The following is a 25,319-nucleotide window of genomic DNA, read 5'->3' as shown; positions in this document are numbered from 1 at the left end:
CTGGTCATCGAAGAATGCGAATCATTCTTCGTTAGAGTTTCATCTCATTTCATCGAGGGTGGGGGCCAGGCACCCCGCCCCGCATTCATGACGGGCCTCGCGCCCAGCTTTGGGGGATTTCACGGTGATACCTACGAACCAGTTCAGGTTCAATACCTTGGCGGCCGCCATCAGCGCGCTCACGTTCGTGCCGGCCGTCCAGGCCCAGGCGCAGAACACCACCTCGGCCGACGCGCCCCGCACCAGCGGCCAGCTCGCGCCCATCACGGTGCGCGGCGAAGCCGAATCGGCGTACAAGGCCGACCAGTCGGCCTCGCAGAAATTCACCGCGCCGCTGCTGGACACGCCCAAGAGCGTCACCGTCATCCCCCAGGAAATCATCGAGAACACGGCGTCCACCACCCTGACCGAAGCGCTGCGCCTGACACCCGGCATCTCGTTCGGGGCCGGCGAAGGCGGCAACCCGCTGGGCGACCGGCCGTTCATCCGTGGCTACGACGCGCAATCGAGCACGTACGTCGATGGCATGCGCGATATCGGCGCCGTGACGCGTGAAGTCTTCAACCTCGAACAGATCGAGGTCATCAAGGGTCCGGACGGGGCCTACGGCGGCCGCGGTGGCGCGGGCGGCAGCATCAACCTGATCACCAAGACGCCCAAGGCCGAGAAGTTCACCAATGCCACGCTGGGCCTGGGCACGGACAACTACAAGCGCGCCACGGTCGACGGCAACTGGTTGCTGGGCGACAACATGGCCTTCCGCCTGAACGCGATGGCGCACGATGCCGACGTGGCGGGCCGCAACGGCGTGGACGTGTCCCGCTGGGGTATCGCCCCCTCGTTCACCTGGGGCCTGAATACGCCCACCCGCGTCACCCTCAGCTATTCGCACATCCAGACCGACGATACGCCGGACTCCGGCATCCCGTTCATGTACGGCAACAAGGTTCCGGCCGGCGTCACCGCGATCCGCCCCGTCACCGTCAACATGGACAACTTCTACGGCCTGAAAAGCGACTTCTACAAGACCCGCTCGGACGTCGCCACCGCCCGCGTCGAACACGACATCAGCAGCAATCTCACGGTGCGCAACACGCTGCGCTACACGTCCGTGGACCAGCGCTATGTGTGGACCAATCCCGATGACAGCCAGGGCAACGTGAACGACGGCCGCGTCTGGCGCAACGCGAAGTCCCGCACCGGCGGCGTGCACACCATCGCCAACCAGACCGAACTGTTCGGCCAGGCCAACCTGGGCGGCTACGAGCACAGCTTCAACACCGGCATCGAGATCTCCCGCGAGAAATCGGATACCGGCTCGTACACCGTGGCACGCACGCTGCCGAGCCCCAACAACACCGGAGCCGCGACTTGCGCGGCGGGTGTCGGCGCGCCGTCCGGCTACAACTGCACGGACCTCTACAATCCCAATCCCAACGATCCGTGGAACGGCTCGACGGTCGAAGGCGAGCGCAACAACCACTTCAAGGCCACCACCTTCTCGGTCTACGGCTTCGACACCATCAAGCTGAGCGAGAAGTGGCTGACCAACCTCGGCGCGCGCGTGGACAACTACAAGACCGGCCTGGTCAGCCCGACCGCCGACGTGGGCCGCAGCGATACGCTGTTCAACTACCAGCTCGGCCTGATCTACAAGCCGGCCAAGAACGGCAGCGTCTACGTGTCGTACGGCACGTCGTCGACGCCGGCGAACTCCACCCTGGGCCAGGGCTCGGAATCCCAGGGCATTGTCCCGGGGCGTGGCGGCGTGGGCGTCAACGCCAAGGACATGGCTCCGGAAAAGAACCGTTCGCTGGAAATCGGCACCAAGTGGAACGTGCTGGACAACCGCCTGGCGCTGTCCGGGGCGATCTTCCGCATCGACACCACGAACGCCCGCGTAACCCAGCCCGACGGCACCTACGCCATGGCCGGCAACCGCCGCATCAACGGCTTCGAAGTCGGCGCCTCGGGCAGCATCACCAAGGCCTGGCAAGTGTTCGGCGGCTACACGTTCCTGGACAGCGAAGTCCGCGACCTGGGCCGTGACACCGCGGCCGCCAGCGGCCAGGCGTTCCCCAACACGCCCAAGCACACGGCCACGCTGTGGACCACGTACGCCATCAATAGCGACTTCTCGATCGGCGGTGGCGTGTTCATCTCCAGCAAGCAATACGGCTCGAACGCGGCGGTGCGCCGTTACATCCCCGGCTACACCCGCTTCGACGCGATGGCGGCCTATCGGATCAACCGCAACGTCAGCCTGCAGCTGAATCTGATGAACCTGACCGACAAGCGCTACTTCACCACGACCTACTCGACGCACTACGCGTCGGTCGGCGCGGGCCGCGCCGCGATCCTGAACCTCAACTTAAAATATTGACCCCCCCTACGCGCTTACGCGCGCCCCCCAGGGGGCGATGCGGGTGGACCGGCAAAGCCGGATCCACCGCATCCCTGGAAACTACCGGGCTGGCGGGGGGCGGCTATTCTGCGTGTCCTGGTTTGTCTGTGGGAGGTGCCTTGCGTAAGCAAGGCGCCTCTTTTCTTTTCCGCCCTACCCCGCTCCATGTGAGCCACGCTTCGCGACGTTGCAGGCCGTGTCCGGGGGCGCGGGGCCGCATGGGGCGCATTGGAGCCGCCGGCGTTCAGGTGCTTGGCGGGGAAGCAAGGGCGCAGCTGTTTGAGGGCGGCAGTAGGCACAGTCCGGGGGACTGTGCCCGCCCGAGTTCTGCGCCCGCCCCGCCAAGTGCCTGAACGCCGGGAAGTCCCGGCCAAAGGCCGGGACCGGCTCCGTTGCGCCCCATGCGGCCCCGCGCCCCCGGACACGGCCGTGTTTGGAACCCAAGTTCTTTGATGCACAATCCCATGAGTCCCATCAACACCCCCAAAACCATGGAGCCCATCTCTCCACAGCAACTGAACGCCGCCACCGCCGACGACCTGGCCGAGATCCTTCGCGGCCCGCGCGAGCGCGCCGCGGCGTGGGTACGGGCCGCGGCCGAGGGGGGCGTCGTCGAGGCCCAGGCGGTGTTCGGACAGATGCTGCTGGACGGCCAGGGCCTGCCCGTCGATCGGGAACAGGCCGTGTACTGGTTCAAGCGCGCCGCCGACGCCGACCATCCCATGGCCATGAACATGCTCGGCCAATGCCACCACCACGGCTGGGGCGTGCCGGTGAACCTCGTGCTGGCGACCTACTGGTACCGGCTGGCCGCGCAGCAGGGACTGGACTGGGGCATGTACAACTACGCCACCGCCCTGGCGCTGGGCGAAGGCGTTTCCACCGACCGGCCCCAGGCGCTGGCATGGTTCGAAAAAGCGGCGGCGCTGGGCCATGCGAAATCGATCAACATCATCGGCGGCTTCCACGAAGACGGCTGGGAAGTCCCGGTCGACAAACAGCAGGCCCTCGAACACTACCGCCGCGCGGCCGAGGGAGGCGACTTCCGCGGACAGTTCAACTACGCGCGCCTCTTGATCGAGCGCGGCGACATCGACACCGCACTGCCCTGGCTCGACCGCCTGCCCGCAACCGCCACCCCGGCCTTTCTCGCCAAGGCCCGCGCCTTCCTGGAACAGGTCGCCGACGCACGCGTGCGCGCCAAGGCCGCCGAACTGGCCGTACGCCCGGCCACGCGAGGCCCCGCCGCATGATGGCTTGGGCCATGCGCGGGTTCACGCTCGGCGTGGCGCTCCTGGTGGCGCTGACCTCCTGGGCCCTGTCGGCCTGGCTGCCCTGGCCCGCCGCCCTGCTGGCCGCGCTCTTGCTGGCCGTCGTCATCCACGCGGCGGTCGTCGCCCTGGGCTTCGCGCTGGCCAGGCTGCTGACCGACCGCGGCGGCCCCGCCGGCCCGCCCGGCTGGCTGGCCGCCATGCCCAAGGAAATCTACCTTTCCCTGCGCAACATGTACCTCGACATCCCGTGGCGGCACCGCTGGCCCATCCGCATGCCGGCCCATGCGCGCGGCGCCGTGCTGCTGGTGCACGGCTACGGCTGCAACCGCGGCGTCTGGCGCGACTTCGATACCTGGCTGGCCGCGCGCGGCTGGATCGTCGCCGCGCTGGACCTGGAACCGCCCCGGGCCGGCATAGACGGATTCGGCAAGCAGGTGGCCGCCGAGGCCGCCGCCCTGGCGCTGCGCACGGGCCACGAGCGAGTGACCGTGATCGCGCACAGCATGGGCGGCCTCGCGACGCGGGCCGCGCTGCGCCTCGCGCCCGACGCGCCCATCGGCCACGTCATCACCCTGGGCACGCCGCACCGGGGTACCTGGCACGCACGCTTCGGGCGCGGGGAATGCGCGGCCCAGATGCTGCCCGACAGTCCCTGGCTGTGCGACTTGCAGACCGCCGAGACCCCGGCGGTGGCCGGCCGGTGCACCTGCATCGCCTCGCACCACGACAACATCGTCTGCCCCGTCGATCGCGCCCTGCTGCCGGGCGCCGCGGCCCGCCTCGTGGTGGCCCGTGTGGGACACATGGCCCTGGCCCACGATGCCGGCGTGCGGGCTTTCATCGAACAACGCCTGTCGGCCCTGCACGCCCTGGAAACGGCGGAAAGCGACGCGGCCTGACAACGGTCCGGGACCGTCACAAACACGTCATCGCGGCATGTTTCCATTCATTCCATGGAAACATCCTCCCGGCCAGCGTGACGACATCGCTCCCTACCCAATGGCGCACCATCTGGATCTCGGATCTGCATCTGGGAACCGCCGGCTGCAACGCCAGCCACCTGCTGGATTTCCTCAAGCACAACGAGGCCGAGACCCTTTACCTGGTCGGCGACATCATCGACGGCTGGCAGCTCCGCAAGAGCTGGACCTGGCCCCAGGCCCACAACGACGTGGTGCAGAAGGTATTGCGCAAGGCGCGCAAGGGGACGCGCGTCGTATTCATTCCCGGCAACCACGATGAATTCGCCCGGCAGTTCATCGGCTATGCCTTCGGCGACATCCAGGTCCAGGAAGACGCCGTCCACGTCACGGCCGACGGCAAGCGCTTGTGGGTCACCCACGGCGACCAGTTCGACGGCGTGATCCAGCACAGCAAGTGGCTGGCCCACCTGGGCGACACGCTATACACCTTCGCGCTGTGGCTGAACCTGCACTTCAACCGCGTGCGCCGCCGCCTGGGACTGCACTACTGGTCGCTGTCCCAGTACCTGAAGCACAAGGTGAAGAACGCCGTGTCCTTCATCACCAACTTCGAGGACGTGCTGGTCAACGAGGCCAGGCGCCAGGGCTACGACGGCGTCGTGTGCGGCCACATCCACAAGCCGGAGATCCGGCATGTGGATGGGGTGCTGTACTGCAATGACGGGGATTGGGTGGAAAGCCTGTCGGCCCTGGTCGAGGACGAGCACGGCCAGCTGCAGCTGGTGTACTGGACCCATCTGACCGACGCGGGCGAGCCGGCGGCGGTCAAGTCCAGGCGGCGCCGGCCGCTGGAACTGCCCGCCCTGCCCTCGGCCTTGGCGCCCCGCCCCGCGCCCCAGCCGGCCCGCGAAAGCTCGCAGACCGAAACGGCCGACGTCTGACCCGCCCGAAGGCGGCGATCAGCGCCTGCGTCCCAGCACGATCACCGCGGCGCCGACCACGATGGCGGCCACGCCGGCCCAGGTGGGAATGGGAACCGTCTTCCGGGTATCGGCGGTGGCCTCGACCGGACCGACCTTGAGCAGCGTTTCTTCCGACGTGTACGAAAAGCCCTTGTAGCCCAGCGCGACCACGCCCAGCACGATCAGCAGCAGGCCGACGATGACGGATGCCTTCATATCTCCCCCTTTTTGGTGATGTGACGGCATCAAGATAACCGATGCCCGGCCGCCACGGTGGAGCAGCTAGCAATTCCTTACCTCTGGCACTGCCCTTGCCGATATGGCGGCTATTCGCCCCGGATCGGTGCAAAACTTTTATAATTAGTAATCGTTTTCATTTTCTTCTACCGAACGAGCACATGGCCATCCGCCTCTCCGAGCTACCTTACGGCCATGACGCCGCCGTCAACGCCGTCGAAGACGCCGCCCCGGCGGACCCCATTGCCGTGCGCCTGCGCGATCTCGGATTCGTGGCGGGCGAGCGCGTGCGCATCGTGGCGCGCGGCCCGATCGGAGCCGACCCCCTGCTGATACAGATCGGTTTCACCCGTTTCGCCCTGCGCCGCTCCGAAGCCGCGCGGGTCCTGGTCGAACCGCTCGCTTCCTGAATCCCGATGTCCACCACTACCTTGTCCAATCTGCGCGTTGCCCTGGTCGGCAACCCGAACTGCGGAAAAACCGCCCTGTTCAACCTGCTGACGGGCAGCCGCCAGAAGGTGGCCAACTATGCCGGCGTCACCGTCGAGCGCAAGGAGGGCCGGCTGGTCACGCCCTCGGGCCTGCAGGTCAGCGTGCTGGACCTTCCCGGCGCCTACAGCCTGCACGCCACCAGCCCGGACGAAGCCATCACCCGCGACGTCTGCATGGGCAACTTCGCCGGCGAGCGTCGGCCGGACCTGCTGGTGGCCGTGGTGGACGCGACCAACCTGCGCCTGCACCTGCACTTCGTGCTGGAACTGCAGCGGCTGGGGCTGCCCATGGTCCTGGCGCTCAACATGGTGGACGCCGCGGCCAAGCGCGGCATCCAGATCGATCGCGACAAGCTGCAGCAGGCGCTGGGCATTCCCATCGTGGAAACCGTCGCGATCAAGCGCGACGGCGCGGCGCAGTTGCTGGCGCGCATCGATGGCGACATCTCCGCCGTGCCAGCGGCGCAGCCGGCCGACGCCGACCTGCACCAGGTGGTCAACGGGCTGCTGCGCGAGGCCGTGTCGATGCCGCGGCGCACCGCCGCCATCGACGACGCCATCGACCGCTGGGTCCTGCATCCCGTGCTGGGGCTCGTCACGCTGGCCGTCGTCATGTTCCTGATGTTCCAGGCGGTGTTCTCGTGGGCCGAACCGCTCATGGACCTGATCGAGACCTCGGTCTCGTCCCTGGGTGCCTGGGTGGGCGGAACGCTGCCCGAGGGCATGCTCAACAGCCTGCTGGTCGACGGCATCATCGCGGGCGCCGGCAGCGTACTGGTGTTCCTGCCGCAGATCCTGTTCCTGTTCTTCTTCATCCTGCTGCTGGAAGAGTCGGGCTACCTGCCGCGCGCCGCCTTCCTGCTGGACCGCATGATGGTGGGCGCCGGCCTGACCGGGCGTTCGTTCATCCCGCTGCTGTCGAGCTTCGCCTGCGCGATCCCCGGCATCATGGCCACGCGCACCATCCAGGACCCGCGCGATCGGCTGGCCACCATCCTGGTCGCGCCGCTGATGACCTGCTCGGCGCGCCTGCCGGTCTACACGCTGCTGATCGGCGCCTTCATTCCCAGCCGCACGGTGCTGGGCATCTTCAACCTGCAGGGCGTCACGCTGTTCGCGCTGTACGTGGCCGGCATCGTCAGCGCGCTGGCGGTGTCCTGGGTCATGAAGCTGCTGCGCCGGGACACGACCGAACATTCGCTGCTGCTGGAACTGCCCTCCTACCGCATCCCCAACCTGCGCGACGTGGCCACCGGCCTGGTCGAGCGGGCCCGCATCTTCCTGGCGCGCGTGGGTGGCATCATCATGGCGCTGACCGTGCTGATCTGGTTCCTGTCCAGCTTCCCCGGCCCGCCCGAGGGGGCCACCGGCCCGGCCATCGAGTACAGCTTCGCCGGCCGCATCGGGGAAGCCCTGCAGACCGTGTTCGCGCCCATCGGCTTCAACTGGCAGATTTCGATCGCGCTGATTCCCGGCCTGGCCGCGCGCGAAGTCGCTGTGGGTGCGCTGGCCACGGTGTACGCGCTGTCGGCCGCCGACGACGACGCGGCCTCGACCATGCTGACGCCGCTGATCGCCGCCCAATGGCCGCTGGCGACCGCGTTCTCGCTGCTGGCCTGGTTCATCTTCGCGCCGCAGTGCCTGTCGACGCTGGCCGTGATCCGGCGCGAAACGAATTCCTGGAAGGTGGTCGCGCTAACCGCCGGCTACCTGTTCGGGCTGGCTTACATCGCATCCTTCATCACCTATCAGGTGACGAGGATGCTGACCTGACACCTGGGAGGCTTCCATGAGCGCCTATTCCCTGTTCGAGTTCTCGGTGGTAGCCCTGATCGTGGCCGCCTGCGCCATCCGGGCCTTCGGCCGCTTCGCGCCCAAGACGCGCATGCGCATGCAATCGTGGCTGGCGCTCCGCCTGGACCGCCCGGGCCAGGCCGCCTGGCTGCGAAAACTGGGCAGGAAACTGGGCGCCGCCGCGCCCGACGCGGGATGCGGCAGCGGCTGCGGGACATGCGGAACCTGCGGCCCTGGCGAAACCAAGACCGTCCAGGTCCACGCAAGAAAGTAGAAAGGAAACCGGGCTGGCTGTCAGCCCCGCGCTGCCCCGGGCGTCAGGTCGAACAGGCTCGTGGCGGTCAATTCCAGGACCTCCTTCCCATCCTGGTTCAACAGATGCCAGCGCCAGCGCAGCACGCCCAGCTCGGGCCGGCTGCGCGAGGTCCGCACTTCCAGCACCTCGGCACGCAAACGCAATTCGTCTCCCGCCATGACCGGATGGGGCCAGCGCACCTGTTCGACGCCTGGCGACGCGAACGACTCGGAGTCGTGCAGCACCGCCCTGACGGCCAGGTCCATCGCAATGCCGCAGGTCTGCCATCCGCTGGCGATCAGCGCGCCGAACCGCCCCTTGCCCGCGGCCTTGCCGTCCACGTGGAACCACTGCGGATCGTAGCTGCGGGCGAAGGCCAGCATCTCCGCCTCCTCGATCCGCCGGGGGCCGGCTTCGATGATCATGCCCGGGTGGAAATCGGCAAACTTCATTGCGTCGTTCTCCTTGTTGTTGACGCCCTGCTCCAGCCGCCGCTCATCCGCCGAAACGCGGCGGACGCTTCTCGCTCAAGGCCGCCAACCCTTCGCGCGCATCGGCTCCGGCGAATCCCATGACCTCCATCGCCAGGGAATGCTCGAAGGCCGGCCAGGCGGCGAGTTCGGCCACGCCATCGTCGCCAAGGTCGATGCGGAAATCCTGGGTATCCACGGCCAGGGAACGAGACATCGGGAAACTCTGCTGGGTGGGTGTCATCGGATCCAGGCCGCGGGCCGCTTGGCCAGGAAGGCCGCGAAACCCTCGCGCGCCTCGTCGGTACCGCGCACGCGGCTGATCGTGCGGGCGGTCAGCTCGCGCACCTCGGGGGTGATGGAGCCGACTTCCAGTTGTCCGAACAAGCCCTTGATCTCGGCCAGCGCCCGCGGGCCGTTGGCCAGCAGTTCAGCCACGATCGCCTCGACCGCGGCATCCAGGTCGGCGATGTCGACCACCTGCTGCACCATGCCCATGTGCAGCGCCGCCTGCGCGTCGATGCGCGAGGCGGTCAGCGCCAGGCGCTGCGCATGGCGCTTGCCCACGGCATTGACCAGATAGGGACTGATGACGGCGGGCAGGATGCCGAAACGGGCCTCGCTGGCGGCGAAACGGGCATCGCTGCTGGCCACCGCCATGTCGCACGCGCAGGCCAGCCCCACGCCGCCGCCCAGCGCCACGCCGTGGACGCGGGCGATCGTCGGCTTGGGACAGGACGCGATGGCGTCCAGCATGGCGGCGAAGCGCCGGGCGTCCTCCAGATTCCATTCCACGCTGGCCTGGCTGGCGCGCTGCATCCACTGCAGGTCCGCCCCCGCGCTGAAGGCCTTGCCTTCCCCGGAAAGCACGATCACCCGCGCGGCCTCGTCCCGGCCCAACTCGGCGAAGACCGTGGTCAGTTCTTCGATCATCCGTTCGTCGAAGGCGTTGAAGACCTCGGGCCGCGCCATGCGCACGTCGACCACGCCCGATTCGTTCCTGGTTATCCGAAGAGTGTCCATGGGCTTTAGTAGGTCTCGAGGTGCAGGCGGCCTTCGCGCTTGAGCGCAGCGGAAATGGCCTCCCAGTTCAGCCCGGCCTGCAAGGCCACGTCGCGCAGGGCGATGACGACGCCCTCTTCCATGCTCTTGAGCCCGCAGACATAGAAATGCGTATTGGCATCCTGCAGCAGTCCGGCCAGGTCGGCGGCGCGCTCGCGCATCAGGTCCTGGACGTAGCGCTTGGGCGTGCCCGGCGCGCGCGAGAACGCCAGGTTGATGTCGATGAAATCCTTGGGCAGGCTCATCAGGGGACCGAAGTAAGGCAGCTCTTCCTTGGTCCGGGCGCCGAAGAACAACATCAGCTTGCCGCCCTCGAACCTTCCCTTTCCGCGCAGCCGCCGCCGCCATTCGGTCATGGCCCGCATGGGCGCGCTGCCCGTCCCGGTACAGATCATCACGATGTGCGAGCGCGGATGATTGGGCATCAGGAACGAGGCGCCGAAGGGGCCGATGACCTGGACCTTGTCCCCGACCTTCAGGTCGCATACATAGTTCGAACAGAGGCCTTGCACCGGATTGCCCTGGTGGTCGGCCGTCACGCGCTTGACCGTCAGTGAAATGTTGTTGTAGCCGGGCCGCTCGCCATTGCGGGGACTGGCGATGGAGTACTGCCGCGCATGATGCGCCCTGCCCTGGACGTCGGCCCCGGGCGGCACGATGCCGATGGACTGGCCCTCCAGCACCGGGAATGGCAGCGAGCCGAAATCCAGCACGATGTGATGGGTCTCGTTCTGCGTGCCCGGCTCGTTGACGCGCACATTGCCGACCACGGTAGCCGTGATCGGACTGCGTGGGCCATACAGGTTGGTGTAGGCATGGGCGGCCGACCACGGAGGCGTGGTGGCGCCATGGGCACCCGAATTGAACGCCGCCTCGCCGGCGGCGGAGGCGGCCGGCTGCGGCGCCGCTTCCTGGACCGCCTCTTCCTCGACCGCTTCCGCGCCCGCCGCCGCCAATTGGTCGGGAGTCAGTTCGCCGGGAAGTTCATCCCAGGTGAACTGATCCTCGATGCTATAGGCGGCGGATTTCGGAACGGCACGCCAGTTGTCGATCGCCCCCGTGGGGCACGGCGGCACACAGGCCATGCAACTATTGCACACATCGGCCCGCACGACGTAGTTGTTGTCGTCGTGGGTGATGGCGTCGACGGGACACGTCGCTTCGCAGGTGTTGCAGCGTATGCAGATTTCCGGGTCGATCAGGTGCTGCTTGATGACGACCGTCTGGACTGGCGTATCCATGATGAGGGCTTGCTCAGTTGAAGCGGATGTACTCGAAATCCACCGGCTGGCGATTGATGCCCATGACCGGCGGCGCGATCCAGTTGGCGAACTTGCCCGGTTCGACCACGCGCCCCATCAGCGAGGCGACGAAGGCGCGGTCGTCCGGCGTGGCCAGCCACTGGTCCTTCTTGGCGTCCCATTCGGCCTGCGACACGACCTGGCCCTCGGGCGAGATGCGCACGCCCGACAGCGAGCCGATCTGGCGATTGAACGCCTTGTGCGGCACGGTCAGCCGCACGGGTATGCCGGCCTTCTCGATCACCTTGTTCCAGCGGCCCACGCCCGCCATCGAATCCTTGATGTAGTCGTCGCGCAGGACTTCGTTCAGGCCGTTCAGCATCGGAACCTCCTTCTCGACCAGCCTGCCGTCGCGCACTTCCAGCACCTTGTAGTTCTCGTTGCGCAGCCTGTGGTCGTCGGTGCGCTTGCCTTCCTCGTATCGCCCCTTCAGGCCCGAGCTGTAGAACGCCGCGGCGTTCGAGGACTCGTCGGCGCCGAACAGGTCGATCGTCACGCTGTAGTGGAAATTCAGGTAGCGCTGGATGGTGCCGAAATCGATCACGCCGGCCGCGCGGATGCGGGCGGGGTCGTCGGTCTTGAGCTGGTTCATGACCTCGCAGGTGCGCTGGATCACGCGCGAGACGCCCGACTCGCCCACGAACATGTGGTGCGCTTCCTCGGTCAGCATGAACTTGGTCGTACGGGCCAGCGGATCGAAGCCCGATTCGGCCAGCGCGCTCAACTGGAACTTGCCGTCGCGGTCGGTGAAATACGTGAACATGAAGAAAGACAGCCAATCCGGCGTGCGCTCGTTGAAGGCGCCCAGGATGCGGGGATTGTCCTGGTCGCCCGAGCGGCGGTCCAGCAGCGCCTCGGCCTCCTCGCGGCCGTCACGGCCGAAATAGCGGTGCAGCAGGTACACCATGGCCCACAGGTGGCGGCCTTCCTCGACGTTGACCTGGAACAGGTTGCGCAGGTCGTACATGGACGGCGCGGTCAGGCCCAGGTGGCGCTGCTGCTCGACCGAGGCCGGCTCGGTGTCGCCCTGCGTGACGATGATGCGGCGCAGGTTGGCGCGGTGTTCGCCCGGGACGTCCTGCCACGCGGCCTCGCCCATGTGGTCGCCGAAATGGATCTTGCGTTCCTTCTCGGCCGGGTTCAGGAAGATGCCCCAGCGGTAATCCGGCATCTTGACGTGGCCGAACTGGGCCCAGCCCTGCGGATCAACGCTGATGGCCGTGCGCAAATAGACGTCGTAGTTCGTGCTTCCTTCCGGCCCCACGTCGCCCCACCAGCTCAGGAAGTTCGGCTGCCATTGTTCCAGCGCGCGTTGCAGCGTGCGGTCCTCCGACAGATTGACGTTGTTGGGAATCTTCTCGCTGTAGTTGATGCTGGACATGTCTCGACTCCGTTGGTCCGGACTGCGGATGGTTACACTCGATTCAGATCGAAGGCCGCTTTCTCGCCCTTGCCGTACACCTTCAGGGCACCCTTTTCCCCCACCGCGTTCGGCCGGTTGAAGATCCAGTTCTGCCACGCGCTCAGGCGGCCGAAGATCCGCGTTTCCATGGTTTCCTGGCTGGCGAAGCGCAGATTGGCCTCCAGCCCGGTCAGCGCATCCGGCGACATGGCGGCGCGCTCCTCGATGGCGATGCGGATCTCGTCGGCCCAGTCGATGTCGTCCGGCGCCGCGGTCACCAGCCCCAGGGCGTAGGCGGCGTCCGCGTCCAGCGCCTTGCCGATCTGCGCCCGGGCGGCGGCCAGCGGCTCGGCTTCCTCGTAGAACCGGCGGTCCAGGCGCGACTGGCCGTTGACCATCGGATAAGCGCCGAAATTCAGTTCCGACAGCGTCAGCTGCGGCGCGCGACCGGGTTCGTCGGGCAGCGCCAGCATATAGGCGCGGTCGGCGGCGAAAGCCAGTTCGGCCAGCGTACCGGCGAAGCACGAATCCGGCTCGATCAGCGCGAACAGCGAACGCGACGAGACGTCCAGCCGCGCCAGCGTGCGGCGCAGAAGGCCCGTGACCTCGCGCACGAACCAGTGGCCGGCGTGGCGCTGGAGCGTGGCGTCGCAGGCCAGCACCCGGGCGGCATCGCCCTGGGTCTTGAGCAGCCAGGTGCCGATGTCCAGTTCATTGGTGCGCATGTGCAGGATGGCGTCGTCCAGTTCACGCGCCATCGCCATCGGCCACCATGCCGTGCCGGCTGCCACGATGCCGCCCACGTCCTCGGGCTGCGCCGCATCCGGCGCCTTCACGGTGAACACGGCGCTGCGATTGGCGCGGTCTATCCGCACGTCCACGTAGCGGTAGCGCAGCGCATCGGCCTCTTCGGTGCGCTCGACGCGGACCAGGGCCACGCCCTTCGCGCCGGCCGGCCGGTCGCTGGCCTCGGCCAGTCGCTGCGCGCGCTCCTGCACCACCTGGGCGAACTGCGAAGGCTTGGGCGCACAGTCCACCAGCCGCCAGTCCACCGCCCGCTGGCCGCGCACGCCTTCGCTGGTCGTGCAGAAAATGTCGGCCAGGTCATGGCGCACGTGACGCTTGTCCGTGACGCGGGTCAGTCCGCCGGTGCCGGGCAGCACGCCCAGCAGCGGCACCTCGGGCAGCGACACCGACGAGGACTTGTCGTCGATCAGCACCAGATCGTCGCAGGCCAGCGCCAGTTCATAGCCGCCGCCGGCGCAGGCGCCGTTGATGGCGGCCAGGAACTTCAGCCCCGAATGGCGGCTGGAGTCCTCGATGCCGTTGCGGGTCTCGTTGGTGAACTTGCAGAAATTCACCTTCCAGGCGTGGGTCGACAGCCCCAGCATGAAGATGTTGGCGCCGGAGCAGAAGATCCGGTCCTTCAGGCTGGTGACCACCACCGTGCGCACTTCCGGATGCTCGAAGCGGATGCGGTTCAGCGCATCGTGCAGTTCGATGTCCACGCCCAGATCATAGGAATTGAGCTTGAGCCGATACCCCGGCCGCAACCCGCCGTCCTCGGCGATATCCAGGCCCAGCGTCGCCACCTGCCCCTCGAAACTCAGCTTCCAGTGCCGGTACCGGGACGGATCCGTACGGTAGTCCACCTTCCCGGAAGCCTGATCGGCCTGAACGACATTGCTCATGACATCTCCTCGACGTTTATGCATCTTAGTGCATCAACTAGCAGTTGAATGAAAGATAGTTCATGCATCCAAGCGCGTCAAGCCTCCGCCAACTAGGATCAACCCTGACGATTCAGAACCCCCCCCCCCAACCCCAGACAACCGCCCCAGCCCCAGGAAACCGCGGATCCGGCTTCGCCGGTCCGCCGGTTTCGCCCCCTGGGGGGCGCGCGTCAGCGCGTAGGGGGGGGCCTACTACATACTCCAGTCCACCATGCCCGCCGCGTTGCGCACCAGCGAACGCAGGCCGGCGAAAGCCTCTTCCAGCGAATGTCCGCTGGTGTTGTAGCGGGCATCGGCCTTGGCATAGAACGCGGCCCGGCCGGCCAGGATGCGCTTGAGGTCTTCCATGGCCTCGCGGCTGCCCGACATGGGGCGGAAGTCGCCCTGGGCCACGACCCGGCGCATATGGTCCTCGGGGTCGGCCTGCAGCCAGACCGTATAGCAATGCGACAGCAGCAGATTGAAGGTCGAGACGTCCGACACCAGGCCGCCCGGCGTGGCGATGACGACCTCGGGATGAATCTGCACGGTTTCTTCCAGCGCCCGCCGCTCGTAGCGGCGATAGGCGTTGGCGCCGTACAGCGCATGGATCTCGACGATGCTGCAGCCGGCCACCTTCTCGATCTCCCTGCTGAGCTCGATGAAGGTATAGCCCAGGTCCTCGGCCAGCATCCGGCCCAGCGTGGACTTGCCCGCCCCCCTCAGCCCGACCAGGGCGATGCGGGACAGGCGGGAATGGTTGTTCTCGCGCGAGCCGAACATTTCCGTCAGCGTATTGCGGGCGCGATGCAGGTCGGCCTCGGACCGCCCTTCGAGCAGCTCGCGGATCAGCAGCCACTCCGGACTGGTGGTGGTGACGTCGCCCAGTATCTCGGCCAGCGAACATTGCAGGGCCTGGGAAACCTGCAGCAGGATCAGGATGGAGGCGTTGCCCGTCCCCAGTTCCAGGTTGGCAAGGTGCCGCTCCGAGATCCCGGCGGCCGAAGCCGTGGCCTTGCGGGTCACGCCCCGGCGGGCCCGCAGCGTCCGTATTCGTTCTCCCAGCGTCACCAGAAAAGGTTCCTTGGCCGGCGCGTCGTTGGCCGCGGCCTGCCCCGCCTCGGAAACTGCCTCTTCTTTCATCGGACCTCACCCGCTAGATGGTAGGCACCCCTGGGACTTACCCGCAGGATGCAGATTCTTTTTGACACGACCCAAGCAGGCCGCGTATTGTCTCGACACACGGACATGCACGATACTTCATGATTCAACGTGCGGTGACATGAAGTCCAGTATGCCTGAGGAGACGAGTTCATGCGCGATTCATTTGAATCCCTGGTAAAGACGATAACCCGGTCCATAGGCGGACGCCCCGTGGACGCCGCGCTCGAGGACTACCTCAACCGCCACCACGGCCCGGATTCGGACTGGTTCCGCGACATGACCCGCGCCTGTGAAACCGGCGTGAGCGAGGGCTGGCTGTGCAACCGCGAGGCCGGCGGCGTGCGCTACGGCCGCGTGCTCAAGCCCGGTCCCGACTCCGCCGGCTTCTCGGTGGACGTGGTCGACATGGTCGATCTGGCCGGCCCCCACCATATCCATCCCAACGGCGAAATCGACATGGTCATGCCCCAGACCCCCGGCGCCCGCTTCGACGGCACGCCCGCGGGCTGGAAGGTCTACCCGCCCCGCAGCGCCCACCGCCCCACCGTCGCGGGCGGCCGCGCGCTGGTCCTGTACCTGCTGCCCGACGGCGCCATCGAGTTCACGAAGCCATGACCGAACTGCTCCCCAATCATCTGGCGGGCCGCTGGCAGGCCGGCGGCGGCCCCGGCACGCCGCTGTTCGATCCCGTGCTGGGCACGGAACTGGTCCGCGTCTCGAACGCGGGGCTGGACCTGGAGGCCGGCTATGCCTATGCCCGCGACAACGGCGGCCCGGCGCTGCGCGCGCTGACCTACGCGCAGCGCGCCGGCCTGCTGTCCGCGATCGTGGACGTGCTCAAGGCCAACCGCGACCGCTATTTCGATATCGCGCTGGCCAACTCCGGCACCACGAAGCAGGACTCGGCGGTCGACATCGACGGCGCCATCTTCACGCTGGGCCAGTACGCCCGCTGGGGCGCGTCGCTGGGCGCCACGCGCTGGCTGCCGGACGGCGAAACGGTCCCCCTGGCCAAGGACGGCGCGTTCCGCAGCCGCCACGTGCAGGTGCCGACGCGCGGCCTGGCCCTATTCATCAACGCCTTCAATTTCCCCGCCTGGGGATTGTGGGAAAAAGCCGCCCCCGCGCTGCTCTCCGGCGTTCCGGTGGTCGCCAAGCCGGCCACCGCCACCGCCTGGCTGACGCAGGCCATGGTCGCCGATGTGATCGCCGCGGGTATCCTGCCGGCCGGCGCTCTGTCCGTCGTCTGCGGCAGCGCCCAAGGATTGTTGTCGCCCCTGCAGCCCTTCGACGTGGTGTCGTTCACCGGCTCGGCCGATACCGCCGCCGCCATCCGCTCGCACGACGCCGTCGTGCGCCGCTCGGTGCGCGTCAACATCGAGGCCGACAGCCTGAACAGCGCGCTGCTGCTGCCCGACGCGCAGCCCGGCTCCGAGGCCTTCGATCTGCTGGTGCGCGAAGTGGTGCGTGAAATGACGGTCAAGTCGGGGCAGAAATGCACGGCCATCCGCCGCATATTCGTTCCCGCGTCCTGTTACGCGGCGGCCGGCGAGGCCATCGCCGCGAAACTGTCGCGCATCACCGTGGGCAACCCGCGCAACGAGACGGTCCGCATGGGCGCGCTGGCCAGCCGCCAGCAATGGGAAAGCGTGCAGTCGGGTACCGCGGCCCTGCGCCGCCACGCCGACGTGCTGCACGACGGTTCGGCGGTCCCGCTGGTGGATGCCGATCCGTCCGTGGCGGCCTGCGCCGGCCCCACGCTGCTGGGCGCCGCGCGCCGCGAGGGCGCCGGCATCGTGCACGACACCGAGGTATTCGGCCCGGTGGCCACGCTGCTGCCTTATGAAGGCTTGCCCAACGCGCTGGACCAGATACGCCTGGGACAGGGGTCGCTGGTGGCCTCGCTCTACACCGCCGACGCCGCGCTGGCCGCCGACGCTGCCCTGGCGCTGGCCGACAGCCACGGACGCCTGCACGTCGTGACGCCCGAGGTCGCCGCCGTCCACACGGGCCACGGCAACGTCATGCCCATGTCGCTGCACGGCGGCCCGGGCAGGGCCGGCGGGGGCGAGGAACTGGGCGGCTTGCGGGCGCTTGGCTTCTACCATCGCCGTGCCGCCGTCCAGGCTGCCGGCGCCGTGACGGACCTCCTGGGCGGCGCCGAGCCGCGGCGGAGCGCCCCGGGACATTGACACAGGACGCCGCCGGCGCCAGGCCCGACCAGAGGCCGCCGGAGGTTTCACACCTTCGCATACACGAGGAGACCATCATGCCTGCCGATTGCTCCGCCCCGCCGCCCGACTTCAATTTCGCCGGCCACCTGCTGGCGATCAATGCCGAGCGCGCCGCCAAGACCGCCTACATCGACGACCGCGGCGCGCTGACCTACGGCGAGCTGGACAAGAAAGTGCGCCGCGCCGCCAGCGCCCTGCTGGGCCTGGGCATCCGGCCCGAGGACCGCGTCCTGCTGCTGATGAACGACTGCACCGACTGGCCCGTCACCTTCCTGGGCGCGCTGTATGCCGGCATCGTGCCGGTGGCGGTCAACACGCTGCTCACGCCGGCGGACTACGCCTACATGCTGGAGCACAGCCGCGCCCGCGCCGCGCTGGTCTCGCGCGCCCTGCTGCCCAAGCTTTCCGCCGCGCTGGGCGCGTGCCGGCACGGCGTGCGCCAAGTCGTCGTCTCGCGCGACGGCTCCGATGCCGAGGTGGGCGGCACGCTGGACTTCGACGACTGGCTGGCCGCGCACGAGCCGCTGGCGGCGCCCGCCCCCACGCTGGCCGACGAGCCCGCGTTCTGGCTGTATTCGTCCGGATCCACCGGCAAGCCCAAAGGCACGGTGCACACGCACGGCAACCCCTACTGGACGGCCGAGCTCTACGCCAAGCCGGTGCTGGGCATGCGCGAGGACGACATCGTGTTCTCGGCCGCCAAGCTGTTCTTCGCCTATGGCCTGGGAAATGCCCTGACCTTCCCGCTCAGCGTGGGCGCCTCGGTGGTCCTGATGGCCGAACGCCCCACGCCCGAGGCCTGTTTCGAGCGGCTGAGCCGGCTGCGGCCCACCATCTTCTGCGGCGCGCCCACCGGCTATGCCGGCATGCTGGCCAGCGCCGCGCTGCCGCCGCGCGCCCAGGTCGCCCTGCGCCTGTGCTCGTCGGCCGGCGAAGCCCTGCCCCAGGACATCGGCGAACGCTTCACCTCGCATTTCGGCTGCGAGATCATCGACGGCATCGGCTCGACCGAGATGCTGCACATCTTCATTTCCAACCGCTCGGGCGACGTGCGCTATGGCACCACGGGCAAGCCGGTCGACGGCTACGAGGTGGAGCTGCGCGGCGAGGACGGCAAGCCGGTGGCGACCGGCGAGATCGGCGACCTCTACATACGCGGCCCCAGCTCGGCCCTGATGTACTGGAACAATCGCGAGAAAAGCCGCGAGACCTTCCTGGGTGCCTGGACCAAGAGCGGCGACAAGTACAGCCGCGACGCCGACGGCTACTACACCTATGCGGGCCGCAGCGACGACATGCTCAAGGTCAGCGGCCAATACGTCTCGCCCTTCGAGGTCGAGGCCACGCTGGTACAGCACCCGGCCGTGCTGGAAGCCGCCGTCATCGGCATCGCCGACGCCGAAGGCCTGACCAAGACCAAAGCCTACGTGGTGCTCAAGCCCGGCCAGCAGGCCTGCGATGCGCTGGCCGCCGACCTGAAGGCATTCGTGAAGTCGCGCCTGGCGCCGCACAAGTATCCCCGCCAGATCGAATTCGTGGGCGACCTGCCCAAGACCGCCACCGGCAAGATCCAGCGTTTCCGCCTGCGCGAGCAGGAGGCCGCGTCGCAGGGGGTCCCTGCATGAACTCGCGCGCCCCCCTGAACACCGCCCCGGCCGGCATCGCCGACGGACTGCCCGTGCGCTTCGCCAACGTATCCTGGGATGGCATGCGGCACGACATCGAATACGTGCTCATCGCTCCCCAGCGCGCCCGGCAGCCCCTGCTCGTGTTCCTGCACGAAGGCCTGGGATCGGTCACGATGTGGAAGGACTTCCCCTACGCGCTGTGCGAGGCCGCCGGCTGCCGGGGCCTGGTCCTGTCGCGCTGGGGCTATGGCCAGTCCAGCCCCCGCCCCGGACACGAGAAATGGCCGGTCGATTTCATGCACCGCCAGGCGCGCGATTTCCTGCCGGCCTTCTTCGAGGCGATCGGCCATGACACCCGGGCCGACCCGCCCTGGCTGTACGGACACAGCGACGGCGGATCGATCGCGCTGCTGCATGCGGCGGCCTGCCCCGACCGCGTGGGCGGGCTGATCGTGGCCGCGCCCCACCTGTTCGTCGAACCCGTCACGCTGGCCAGCATCCAGCAGGCGCGCGACGGCTACGTCACGACCGACCTGCGCAGCAAGCTCGCGCGCTACCACGCCGACCCGGACTCGGCCTTCTGGGGCTGGAACGACGTCTGGCTGAACCCGGAATTCAAGCACTGGAACATCCAGGCGCTGCTGTCCACCATACGCTGTCCGGTACTGGCGGTGCAGGGCCACGACGACGAGTACGGCTCCATGGCGCAGATAGACGGCATCGCCCGGGAGGTTCCCCACGCCGAATTGCTCAAGCTGGACGACTGCGGCCACTCGCCGCATCGCGACCAGCCGGCCCGGCTGATCGAGGCAAGCGTGGCGTTCATGCGGCGCCACCATACGTAGCACCCTGTCCGGCTTGCCGGACGCCCACGACGATGCGCATCCGCATGGCGCATCGGATTTTTCCACCAAGAACAGGGCCGCCGACCACGCAGCATGGCCGCCCACCAGGAGACTCGCGATGAACGCTTCCCAACGCAAATTCACCGTCCTCGCCGCTGCCTTGATGGCCGCGTCGTGCCTGGCGGTGCCCGCCGGCGCCCAGGCTCCCGGCAAGGTCAAGGTCGGCCTGATGCTGCCCTACACCGGCACCTACTCCGCCCTGGGCACCGCCATCGAGAACGGCTTCCGGCTTTACGTGCAGGAACAGGGCGGCAAGCTGGCCGGGCGCGAGATCGAGTACTTCAAGGTGGACGACGAGTCCGATCCGGCCAAGGGCTCGGACAACGCCAACAAGCTGGTCAAGCGCGACCAGGTCGACGTGCTGGTGGGTACCGTTCACTCCGGCGTCGCGATGGCCATGGCCAAGGTCGCCAAGGACAACAAGACGCTGCTCATCATCCCCAACGCCGGTGCCGACGACGTCACGGGACCGCTGTGCGCGCCCAACATATTCCGCTCGTCGTTCAGCAACTGGCAGCCGGCCTACGCCATGGGCCTGGTCGCCGCCACCCAGCTCAAGCACAAGACCGCCGTCACCCTGAGCTGGAAGTACGCGGCGGGCGACGAGTCCACCAACGGCTTCAAGGAAGGTTTCGAATCCAAGGGCGGCAAGGTCATCAAGCAATTGAACCTGCCCTTCCCCAACGTCGAGTTCCAGGCGCTGCTGACCGAGATCGCCGCGCTCAAGCCCGACGCGGTCTACGTGTTCTTCGCGGGCGGCGGCGCGGTCAAGTTCGTCAAGGACTACGCGGCGGCGGGCTTGAAGGACAAGATCCCGCTGTACGGCGCCGGCTTCCTGACCGACGGTACGCTGGAGGCGCAGGGCGCCGCGGCCGACGGCCTGCTGACCACGCTGCACTACGCCGACGGCCTGACCCTGCCCAAGGACAAGGCCTTCCGCGCCGACTACGCCAAGACCTACAAGCTGCAACCCGACGTCTACGCCGTGCAGGGCTATGACGCCGCCCAGCTGCTGGCGGCCGGCCTGAAGGCCGCGGGCGGCGACATCAGCAAGCGCGACGCCGTCGTCAAGGGCATGGAACAGGCCAAGATCGACAGCCCGCGCGGCCCGTTCACGATGTCCAAGGCCCACAACCCGATCCAGGACATCTACCTGCGCAAGGTCGAGAACAAGACCAACCACCTGGTAAGCGTGGCGGTGAAGGCGCTGGCCGATCCCGCTCGGGGCTGCAGGATGTAACCCCCCCCTACGCGCTGACGCGCGCCCCCCAGGGGGCGATGCGGGTGGACCGGCAGAGCCGGATCCACCGCATCCTGGGTCTAGTGCCGTTATCCTGGATTGTGGCAGTCGTGCTTCGCTGGCAGGCTGCGGTAGCAACGGTGTGGCGTATCAAGAAACGGGAACTAGACCCAGGGCGCCGCGGATCCGGCTTTGCCGGTCCGCCAGTGCCGCCCCCTTGAGGGGGCGCCCGAAGGGCGTAGGGGGTGGGTTCTATACGGAGTGTGGGATGGATTTGACGACGTTTCTTATTCAGTGCCTGAACAGCGTGCAGTATGGGTTGTTGCTGTTCCTGATCGCCAGCGGGCTGACGCTGATCTTCGGGATCATGGGGGTCATCAACCTGGCGCATGGCAGTTTCTACATGATCGGCGCCTACATGGCGTTCTCGCTGTCGTCGCTGACCGGTAATTTCGTGCTGGCGCTGGCGCTGGGCGTGGTGCTGGCGGTGGCGTTCGGGTATGTGCTGGAGTGGTGTTTCTTCAGCTTCCTGTATGAACGCGAACACCTGCAGCAGGTGTTGATGACCTACGGGCTGATCCTGGTGTTCGAGGAAATGCGCAGCATCCTGGTGGGCGACGACGTCCATGGGGTGCCGGTGCCGGGCTGGCTGGAGGGCGGCATCGCCATCGGCAACGACATGACTTATCCGGTCTACCGGCTGTTCATCTCGGGCGTATGCGTGCTGCTGGCCGTGGCGATGTACGCCGCGCTGAAGAAGACCCGGCTCGGCATGATGGTGCGCGCCGGGGCGACCAACCGCGAGATGGTGCAGTCGCTCGGCATCAACATTTCGCTGCTGTACCGCATCGTCTTCGCCGTGGGCGTGGCCATCGCGGTGCTGGCCGGCATGATCGCGGCGCCGGTGTCCTCGGTGTATCCGGGCATGGGCGGATCGGTGCTGATCATCTGTTTCGTCGTCGTGGTCATCGGCGGCATCGGCTCGATCAAGGGCGCGCTGGTCGCCTCGCTGCTGATCGGCTTCGTCGACACCTTCGGCAAGGTGTTCTGGCAACAGGCCGCCGGCGCGCTGATCTACGTTTTGATGGCCGCCATCCTGCTGTGGAAACCGGAAGGCCTCTTCAAACAAGGGACTTAGCCCCCCCTACGCGCTTCGCGCGCCCCCCAGGGGGCGATGCGGGTGGACCGGCAAAGCCGGATCCACCGCATCCTGGGTCTAGTGCCTTTATTTTGGGTTGTGGCAGCGGCGCTTCGATGGCTGCCAGCGGTAACAACGGTGAATATGGAATGAAAGCTTCTTCTCTTCTTGCCTGGATCGTGGCGCTGGCGGTGCTGGCCTTGCTGCCGGTGCTGCCCGAGCCGATCGGCACGCCGTTCCACGTCGAGCTCGGCGCCAAGGTGCTGATCATGGCGATCTTCGCGCTAAGCCTGCAGCTGCTGGTGGGCCATACGGGGCTCGTCAGCCTGGGGCACGCGGCCTATTTCGGCGCGGCGGCGTATGCGGTGGCGATGTTCACGCCGCGCTACGAAGCCGGCAACGGCTGGCTGCTGCTGGTGGCGGCGGTGGGCTGCGCGGCTTTGCTTGCGCTGGCGATCGGCCTTCTGGTGATGCGCACGCGCGGCATCTACTTCATCATGGTCACGCTGGCCTTCGGCCAACTGGTGTACTTCGTGTTCCACGACGTCGAGGCCTTCGGCGGCAGCGACGGCACCTACATCTACAACAAACCGGCCTTCACGCTGGCCGGCCGCGGCCTGGTCGACCTGGACCAGGCGCCGCAGTTCTACTGGTTCACGCTGGCGGGACTGGCGCTGACGCTGGCCGTGCTGGGCCTGGTGCTGCGTTCGCGCCTGGGCCATGCGCTGGTGGGCATCAAGCACAATGAACCGCGCATGCGGGCGGCCGGCTACAACACCCTGGCCTACAAGCTCGCCAGCTTCACCTTGGGCGGCGCGCTGGCGGGCCTGGCGGGCTTTCTGTATGCCACGCAGCACGGCTACGTCAACCCGGAACTGGTGTCCTGGCACCAGTCCGGCAACGCGCTGCTGATGATCATCCTGGGCGGACTGGGCAGCCTGGCCGGCGCGGTGATCGGCGCCTTCGCCTTCGTCCTGCTGGCCGAATGGTTCCAGGATCTGACCAAGCACTGGCAACTGCTGATGGGCGGCTTCATCATTCTGGCCGTCGCCTGGATGCCCCAGGGCCTGGCGGGCGGTTTCTCGCGTCTGCGCCTGCCGCGCCGCGGCCGCCCCCAGCCGCTGGCGCCGCCCGAGGCGGCCGCTCGCGGCGACGCCTCCTCCACTCCCTCCTCGGCCACGGAACAGACGATATGACGGCAGTGCTCCAAGCCCAGGGCCTGAGCCGCCACTTCGGCGCGCTCAGGGCCATCGACAACGTCTCGCTGTCGCTCGCACCCGACCGCATCCATGCCGTGATCGGCACCAACGGCGCGGGCAAGTCGACCCTCATCCACCTGCTGTCGGGCGAACTGCCGCCCACGGCCGGCCGCGTCCGCCTGCATGGCCGCGACATCACCGGCTGGTCGCAGCCTCGCCGCGCGCAGGCCGGCATAGGGCGCAGCTACCAGCGCAACACGATCTTCCTGCCGCTGACGGTGCGCGAGAACTGCCGGCTGGCCGCGCAGGCGCGCACGCAGCGCCCCTGGCAATTCTGGCAACCGGCCCAGGGCTGCCGCGCCAGCCGCGAACGCGCCGATGAAGTGATGGAGCGCGCCGGCCTGACCGCGGTGGCGGACAAGACCGCCGCCAACCTGTCGCACGGCCAGAAGCGCCAGTTGGAAGTGGCGATGTGCCTGGCCACCTCGCCCACGGTGCTGCTGCTGGACGAACCGCTGGCCGGCATGGGCGCCGAGGAATCCGAACGCATGCTGGAACTGCTGCGGCGGCTGCGGCAAGGCCATGCCATCCTGCTGGTCGAACACGACATGGACGCGGTGTTCGCGGTGGCGGACGACATCACCGTGATGGTCAACGGCAGTCCCATCGCCAGCGGGCTGCCGGCCGACGTGCGCAACAACCCGGACGTCCAGGAAGCCTACCTGGGCTCGGCCCACTGACCCCGGCGCCGGAGAAAAGGAAGACAGATGGAAGCGCTCATCGACGCCAGCCAGGTGCACGCCTGGTACGGCAGCAGCCATATCCTGCACGGGGTGGATTTCCGCCTGGGCCGCGGGGAAACCGTCGGCCTGCTGGGACGCAACGGCATGGGGAAATCCACCCTGATCCGCACCCTGCTGGGCCATGTCAAGCAGCGCGACGGACGCATCTCGATCGGCGGCCGCGACCTGTCGCGCGGCAAGCCCTATGAAGCCGCCAAGGCCGGCATCGCCTACGTGCCCGAGGGCCGGGGCATCTTTCCCAACCTGACGGTGAAGGAAAACCTGGTGATGGCGGCGCGGCGCGGCAGCGGCGGCCAGGCCGACTGGACGCTGGAACGCGTGCTGGCCACGTTTCCGCGGCTGACCGAACGCATGAGCAACCTGGGCTGGCAGCTCTCGGGCGGCGAACAGCAGATGCTGTCCATCGGCCGCGCGCTGATGACCAATCCCAGCGCCATCATCCTGGATGAAGCCACCGAAGGGCTGGCGCCGCTGATCGTGGCCGAGATCTGGCGGGTGATCGGCGACATCCGGCGCAGCGGCCTGGCCACCCTGGTGGTGGACCGCAACTACCGGATGGTCATGGCCAATTCCGACCGGCTGGTGGTCATGGAAAAAGGCCGCATGGTGCTGGAAGGCCAGGCGCAGGACCTCGCGCACCGGCCCGAGGCGCTCAGCCGCTACCTGGGGGTGTAGGGCGCC

Annotated in this window: 24 protein-coding genes; 16 read left to right on the top strand and 8 right to left on the bottom strand. The window is 67.7% G+C overall.

Translation table 11 applies throughout. The features are described from left to right. Positions 1 to 124 precede the first annotated feature (124 nt). From WKR98_RS24800 to WKR98_RS24785, 4 genes are all read left to right on the top strand, one after another. Positions 125 to 2,383, top strand: coding sequence for a TonB-dependent receptor (locus WKR98_RS24800; RefSeq protein WP_341434922.1), 2,259 nt, complete (start codon positions 125 to 127; stop codon positions 2,381 to 2,383). Positions 2,384 to 2,895: 512 nt separating this feature from the next. Continuing rightward, on the top strand, positions 2,896 to 3,657 hold the full coding sequence (locus WKR98_RS24795) for a tetratricopeptide repeat protein (RefSeq protein ID WP_341434954.1): 762 nt from the start codon (positions 2,896 to 2,898) through the stop codon (positions 3,655 to 3,657). Continuing rightward, positions 3,654 to 4,577, top strand: a complete 924-nt coding sequence (locus tag WKR98_RS24790; protein ID WP_341434921.1) for an alpha/beta fold hydrolase — start codon at positions 3,654 to 3,656, stop codon at positions 4,575 to 4,577. Before WKR98_RS24795 ends, WKR98_RS24790 begins: the two co-directional genes overlap by 4 nt. 77 nt (positions 4,578 to 4,654) lie before the next feature. Then, positions 4,655 to 5,542, top strand: a complete 888-nt coding sequence (locus WKR98_RS24785; protein WP_238160065.1) for a UDP-2,3-diacylglucosamine diphosphatase — start codon at positions 4,655 to 4,657, stop codon at positions 5,540 to 5,542. 18 nt (positions 5,543 to 5,560) lie between these two features. Here WKR98_RS24785 and WKR98_RS24780 read toward each other — a convergent pair whose 3' ends face one another. Then, positions 5,561 to 5,779, bottom strand: coding sequence for a hypothetical protein (locus WKR98_RS24780; RefSeq protein ID WP_124690131.1), 219 nt, complete (start codon positions 5,777 to 5,779; stop codon positions 5,561 to 5,563). Between the two features lie 188 nt (positions 5,780 to 5,967). Between WKR98_RS24780 and WKR98_RS24775 the strand changes: the two genes are divergently transcribed. From WKR98_RS24775 to WKR98_RS24765, 3 genes are read left to right on the top strand one after another with little or no spacing between them, the layout of a single operon-like run. After that, the gene (locus tag WKR98_RS24775; protein ID WP_087841524.1) at positions 5,968 to 6,210 is read left to right on the top strand and encodes a FeoA family protein; all 243 of its coding nucleotides are present in this window, start codon (positions 5,968 to 5,970) and stop codon (positions 6,208 to 6,210) included. A 6-nt stretch (positions 6,211 to 6,216) separates the two neighbouring features. Then, a complete protein-coding gene (gene feoB, locus WKR98_RS24770; protein WP_124690132.1) occupies positions 6,217 to 8,064 on the top strand; it encodes a ferrous iron transport protein B in 1,848 nt (615 codons plus the stop codon). 16 nt (positions 8,065 to 8,080) lie between these two features. Beyond that, on the top strand, positions 8,081 to 8,359 hold the full coding sequence (locus WKR98_RS24765) for a DUF6587 family protein (protein WP_341434920.1): 279 nt from the start codon (positions 8,081 to 8,083) through the stop codon (positions 8,357 to 8,359). Between the two features lie 20 nt (positions 8,360 to 8,379). Here WKR98_RS24765 and WKR98_RS24760 read toward each other — a convergent pair whose 3' ends face one another. The 7 genes from WKR98_RS24760 to WKR98_RS24730 form a co-directional block, all read right to left on the bottom strand. Beyond that, entirely contained in the window at positions 8,380 to 8,832 is a 453-nt protein-coding gene (locus tag WKR98_RS24760; RefSeq protein WP_341434919.1) for a MaoC family dehydratase, read from the bottom strand. Between the two features lie 43 nt (positions 8,833 to 8,875). Beyond that, on the bottom strand, positions 8,876 to 9,067 hold the full coding sequence (locus WKR98_RS29295; protein WP_445936157.1) for a hypothetical protein: 192 nt from the start codon (positions 9,065 to 9,067) through the stop codon (positions 8,876 to 8,878). A 23-nt stretch (positions 9,068 to 9,090) separates the two neighbouring features. After that, complete coding sequence (locus WKR98_RS24750) at positions 9,091 to 9,873, bottom strand: enoyl-CoA hydratase-related protein (RefSeq protein WP_341434918.1); 783 nt, start codon at positions 9,871 to 9,873, stop codon at positions 9,091 to 9,093. Between the two features lie 5 nt (positions 9,874 to 9,878). Further along, complete coding sequence (gene boxA, locus WKR98_RS24745; protein WP_341434917.1) at positions 9,879 to 11,153, bottom strand: benzoyl-CoA 2,3-epoxidase subunit BoxA; 1,275 nt, start codon at positions 11,151 to 11,153, stop codon at positions 9,879 to 9,881. A 13-nt stretch (positions 11,154 to 11,166) separates the two neighbouring features. Next, positions 11,167 to 12,594, bottom strand: a complete 1,428-nt coding sequence (gene boxB / locus WKR98_RS24740; protein ID WP_341434916.1) for a benzoyl-CoA 2,3-epoxidase subunit BoxB — start codon at positions 12,592 to 12,594, stop codon at positions 11,167 to 11,169. A gap of 32 nt (positions 12,595 to 12,626) precedes the next feature. Next, positions 12,627 to 14,306: a 2,3-epoxybenzoyl-CoA dihydrolase gene (gene boxC / locus WKR98_RS24735; protein WP_341434915.1), complete on the bottom strand. Its 1,680-nt coding sequence runs from the start codon at positions 14,304 to 14,306 to the stop codon at positions 12,627 to 12,629. Between the two features lie 234 nt (positions 14,307 to 14,540). Further along, entirely contained in the window at positions 14,541 to 15,470 is a 930-nt protein-coding gene (locus WKR98_RS24730; protein WP_341434914.1) for a helix-turn-helix transcriptional regulator, read from the bottom strand. A 171-nt stretch (positions 15,471 to 15,641) separates the two neighbouring features. Between WKR98_RS24730 and WKR98_RS24725 the strand changes: the two genes are divergently transcribed. The 9 genes from WKR98_RS24725 to WKR98_RS24685 all read left to right on the top strand — a co-directional run bounded on the left by WKR98_RS24725 (position 15,642) and on the right by WKR98_RS24685 (position 25,313). Then, positions 15,642 to 16,106 carry a 4-hydroxylaminobenzoate lyase gene (locus WKR98_RS24725; RefSeq protein WP_124690140.1) on the top strand — a complete coding sequence of 155 codons (465 nt, stop codon included), beginning with the start codon at positions 15,642 to 15,644 and terminating at the stop codon, positions 16,104 to 16,106. Beyond that, complete coding sequence (locus WKR98_RS24720; RefSeq protein ID WP_124690141.1) at positions 16,103 to 17,683, top strand: 3,4-dehydroadipyl-CoA semialdehyde dehydrogenase; 1,581 nt, start codon at positions 16,103 to 16,105, stop codon at positions 17,681 to 17,683. Before WKR98_RS24725 ends, WKR98_RS24720 begins: the two co-directional genes overlap by 4 nt. 77 nt (positions 17,684 to 17,760) lie before the next feature. After that, complete coding sequence (locus tag WKR98_RS24715; protein WP_124690142.1) at positions 17,761 to 19,350, top strand: benzoate-CoA ligase family protein; 1,590 nt, start codon at positions 17,761 to 17,763, stop codon at positions 19,348 to 19,350. Beyond that, positions 19,347 to 20,198: an alpha/beta fold hydrolase gene (locus WKR98_RS24710; RefSeq protein WP_370282426.1), complete on the top strand. Its 852-nt coding sequence runs from the start codon at positions 19,347 to 19,349 to the stop codon at positions 20,196 to 20,198. Before WKR98_RS24715 ends, WKR98_RS24710 begins: the two co-directional genes overlap by 4 nt. Positions 20,199 to 20,316: 118 nt before the next feature. Continuing rightward, on the top strand, positions 20,317 to 21,498 hold the full coding sequence (locus WKR98_RS24705) for an ABC transporter substrate-binding protein (protein WP_124690143.1): 1,182 nt from the start codon (positions 20,317 to 20,319) through the stop codon (positions 21,496 to 21,498). 268 nt (positions 21,499 to 21,766) lie between these two features. Further along, positions 21,767 to 22,636 (top strand): branched-chain amino acid ABC transporter permease, encoded by an 870-nt coding sequence (locus WKR98_RS24700; RefSeq protein WP_124690144.1) that lies wholly within the window; start codon positions 21,767 to 21,769, stop codon positions 22,634 to 22,636. Between the two features lie 149 nt (positions 22,637 to 22,785). Continuing rightward, positions 22,786 to 23,832 (top strand): branched-chain amino acid ABC transporter permease, encoded by a 1,047-nt coding sequence (locus tag WKR98_RS24695; RefSeq protein WP_124690145.1) that lies wholly within the window; start codon positions 22,786 to 22,788, stop codon positions 23,830 to 23,832. Then, a complete protein-coding gene (locus WKR98_RS24690) occupies positions 23,829 to 24,575 on the top strand; it encodes an ABC transporter ATP-binding protein (RefSeq protein ID WP_124690146.1) in 747 nt (248 codons plus the stop codon). Before WKR98_RS24695 ends, WKR98_RS24690 begins: the two co-directional genes overlap by 4 nt. Before the next feature lie 27 nt (positions 24,576 to 24,602). Beyond that, positions 24,603 to 25,313 carry an ABC transporter ATP-binding protein gene (locus WKR98_RS24685; RefSeq protein ID WP_124690147.1) on the top strand — a complete coding sequence of 237 codons (711 nt, stop codon included), beginning with the start codon at positions 24,603 to 24,605 and terminating at the stop codon, positions 25,311 to 25,313. Positions 25,314 to 25,319 lie beyond the last annotated feature (6 nt).

It is taken from the genome of Pigmentiphaga sp. YJ18 (assembly GCF_038066655.1).
GTDB lineage: Bacteria > Pseudomonadota > Gammaproteobacteria > Burkholderiales > Burkholderiaceae_B > Pigmentiphaga.
The sequence above is the reverse complement of the archived record's forward strand: the minus strand, read 5'-3'. Positions and strand labels throughout refer to the sequence as shown.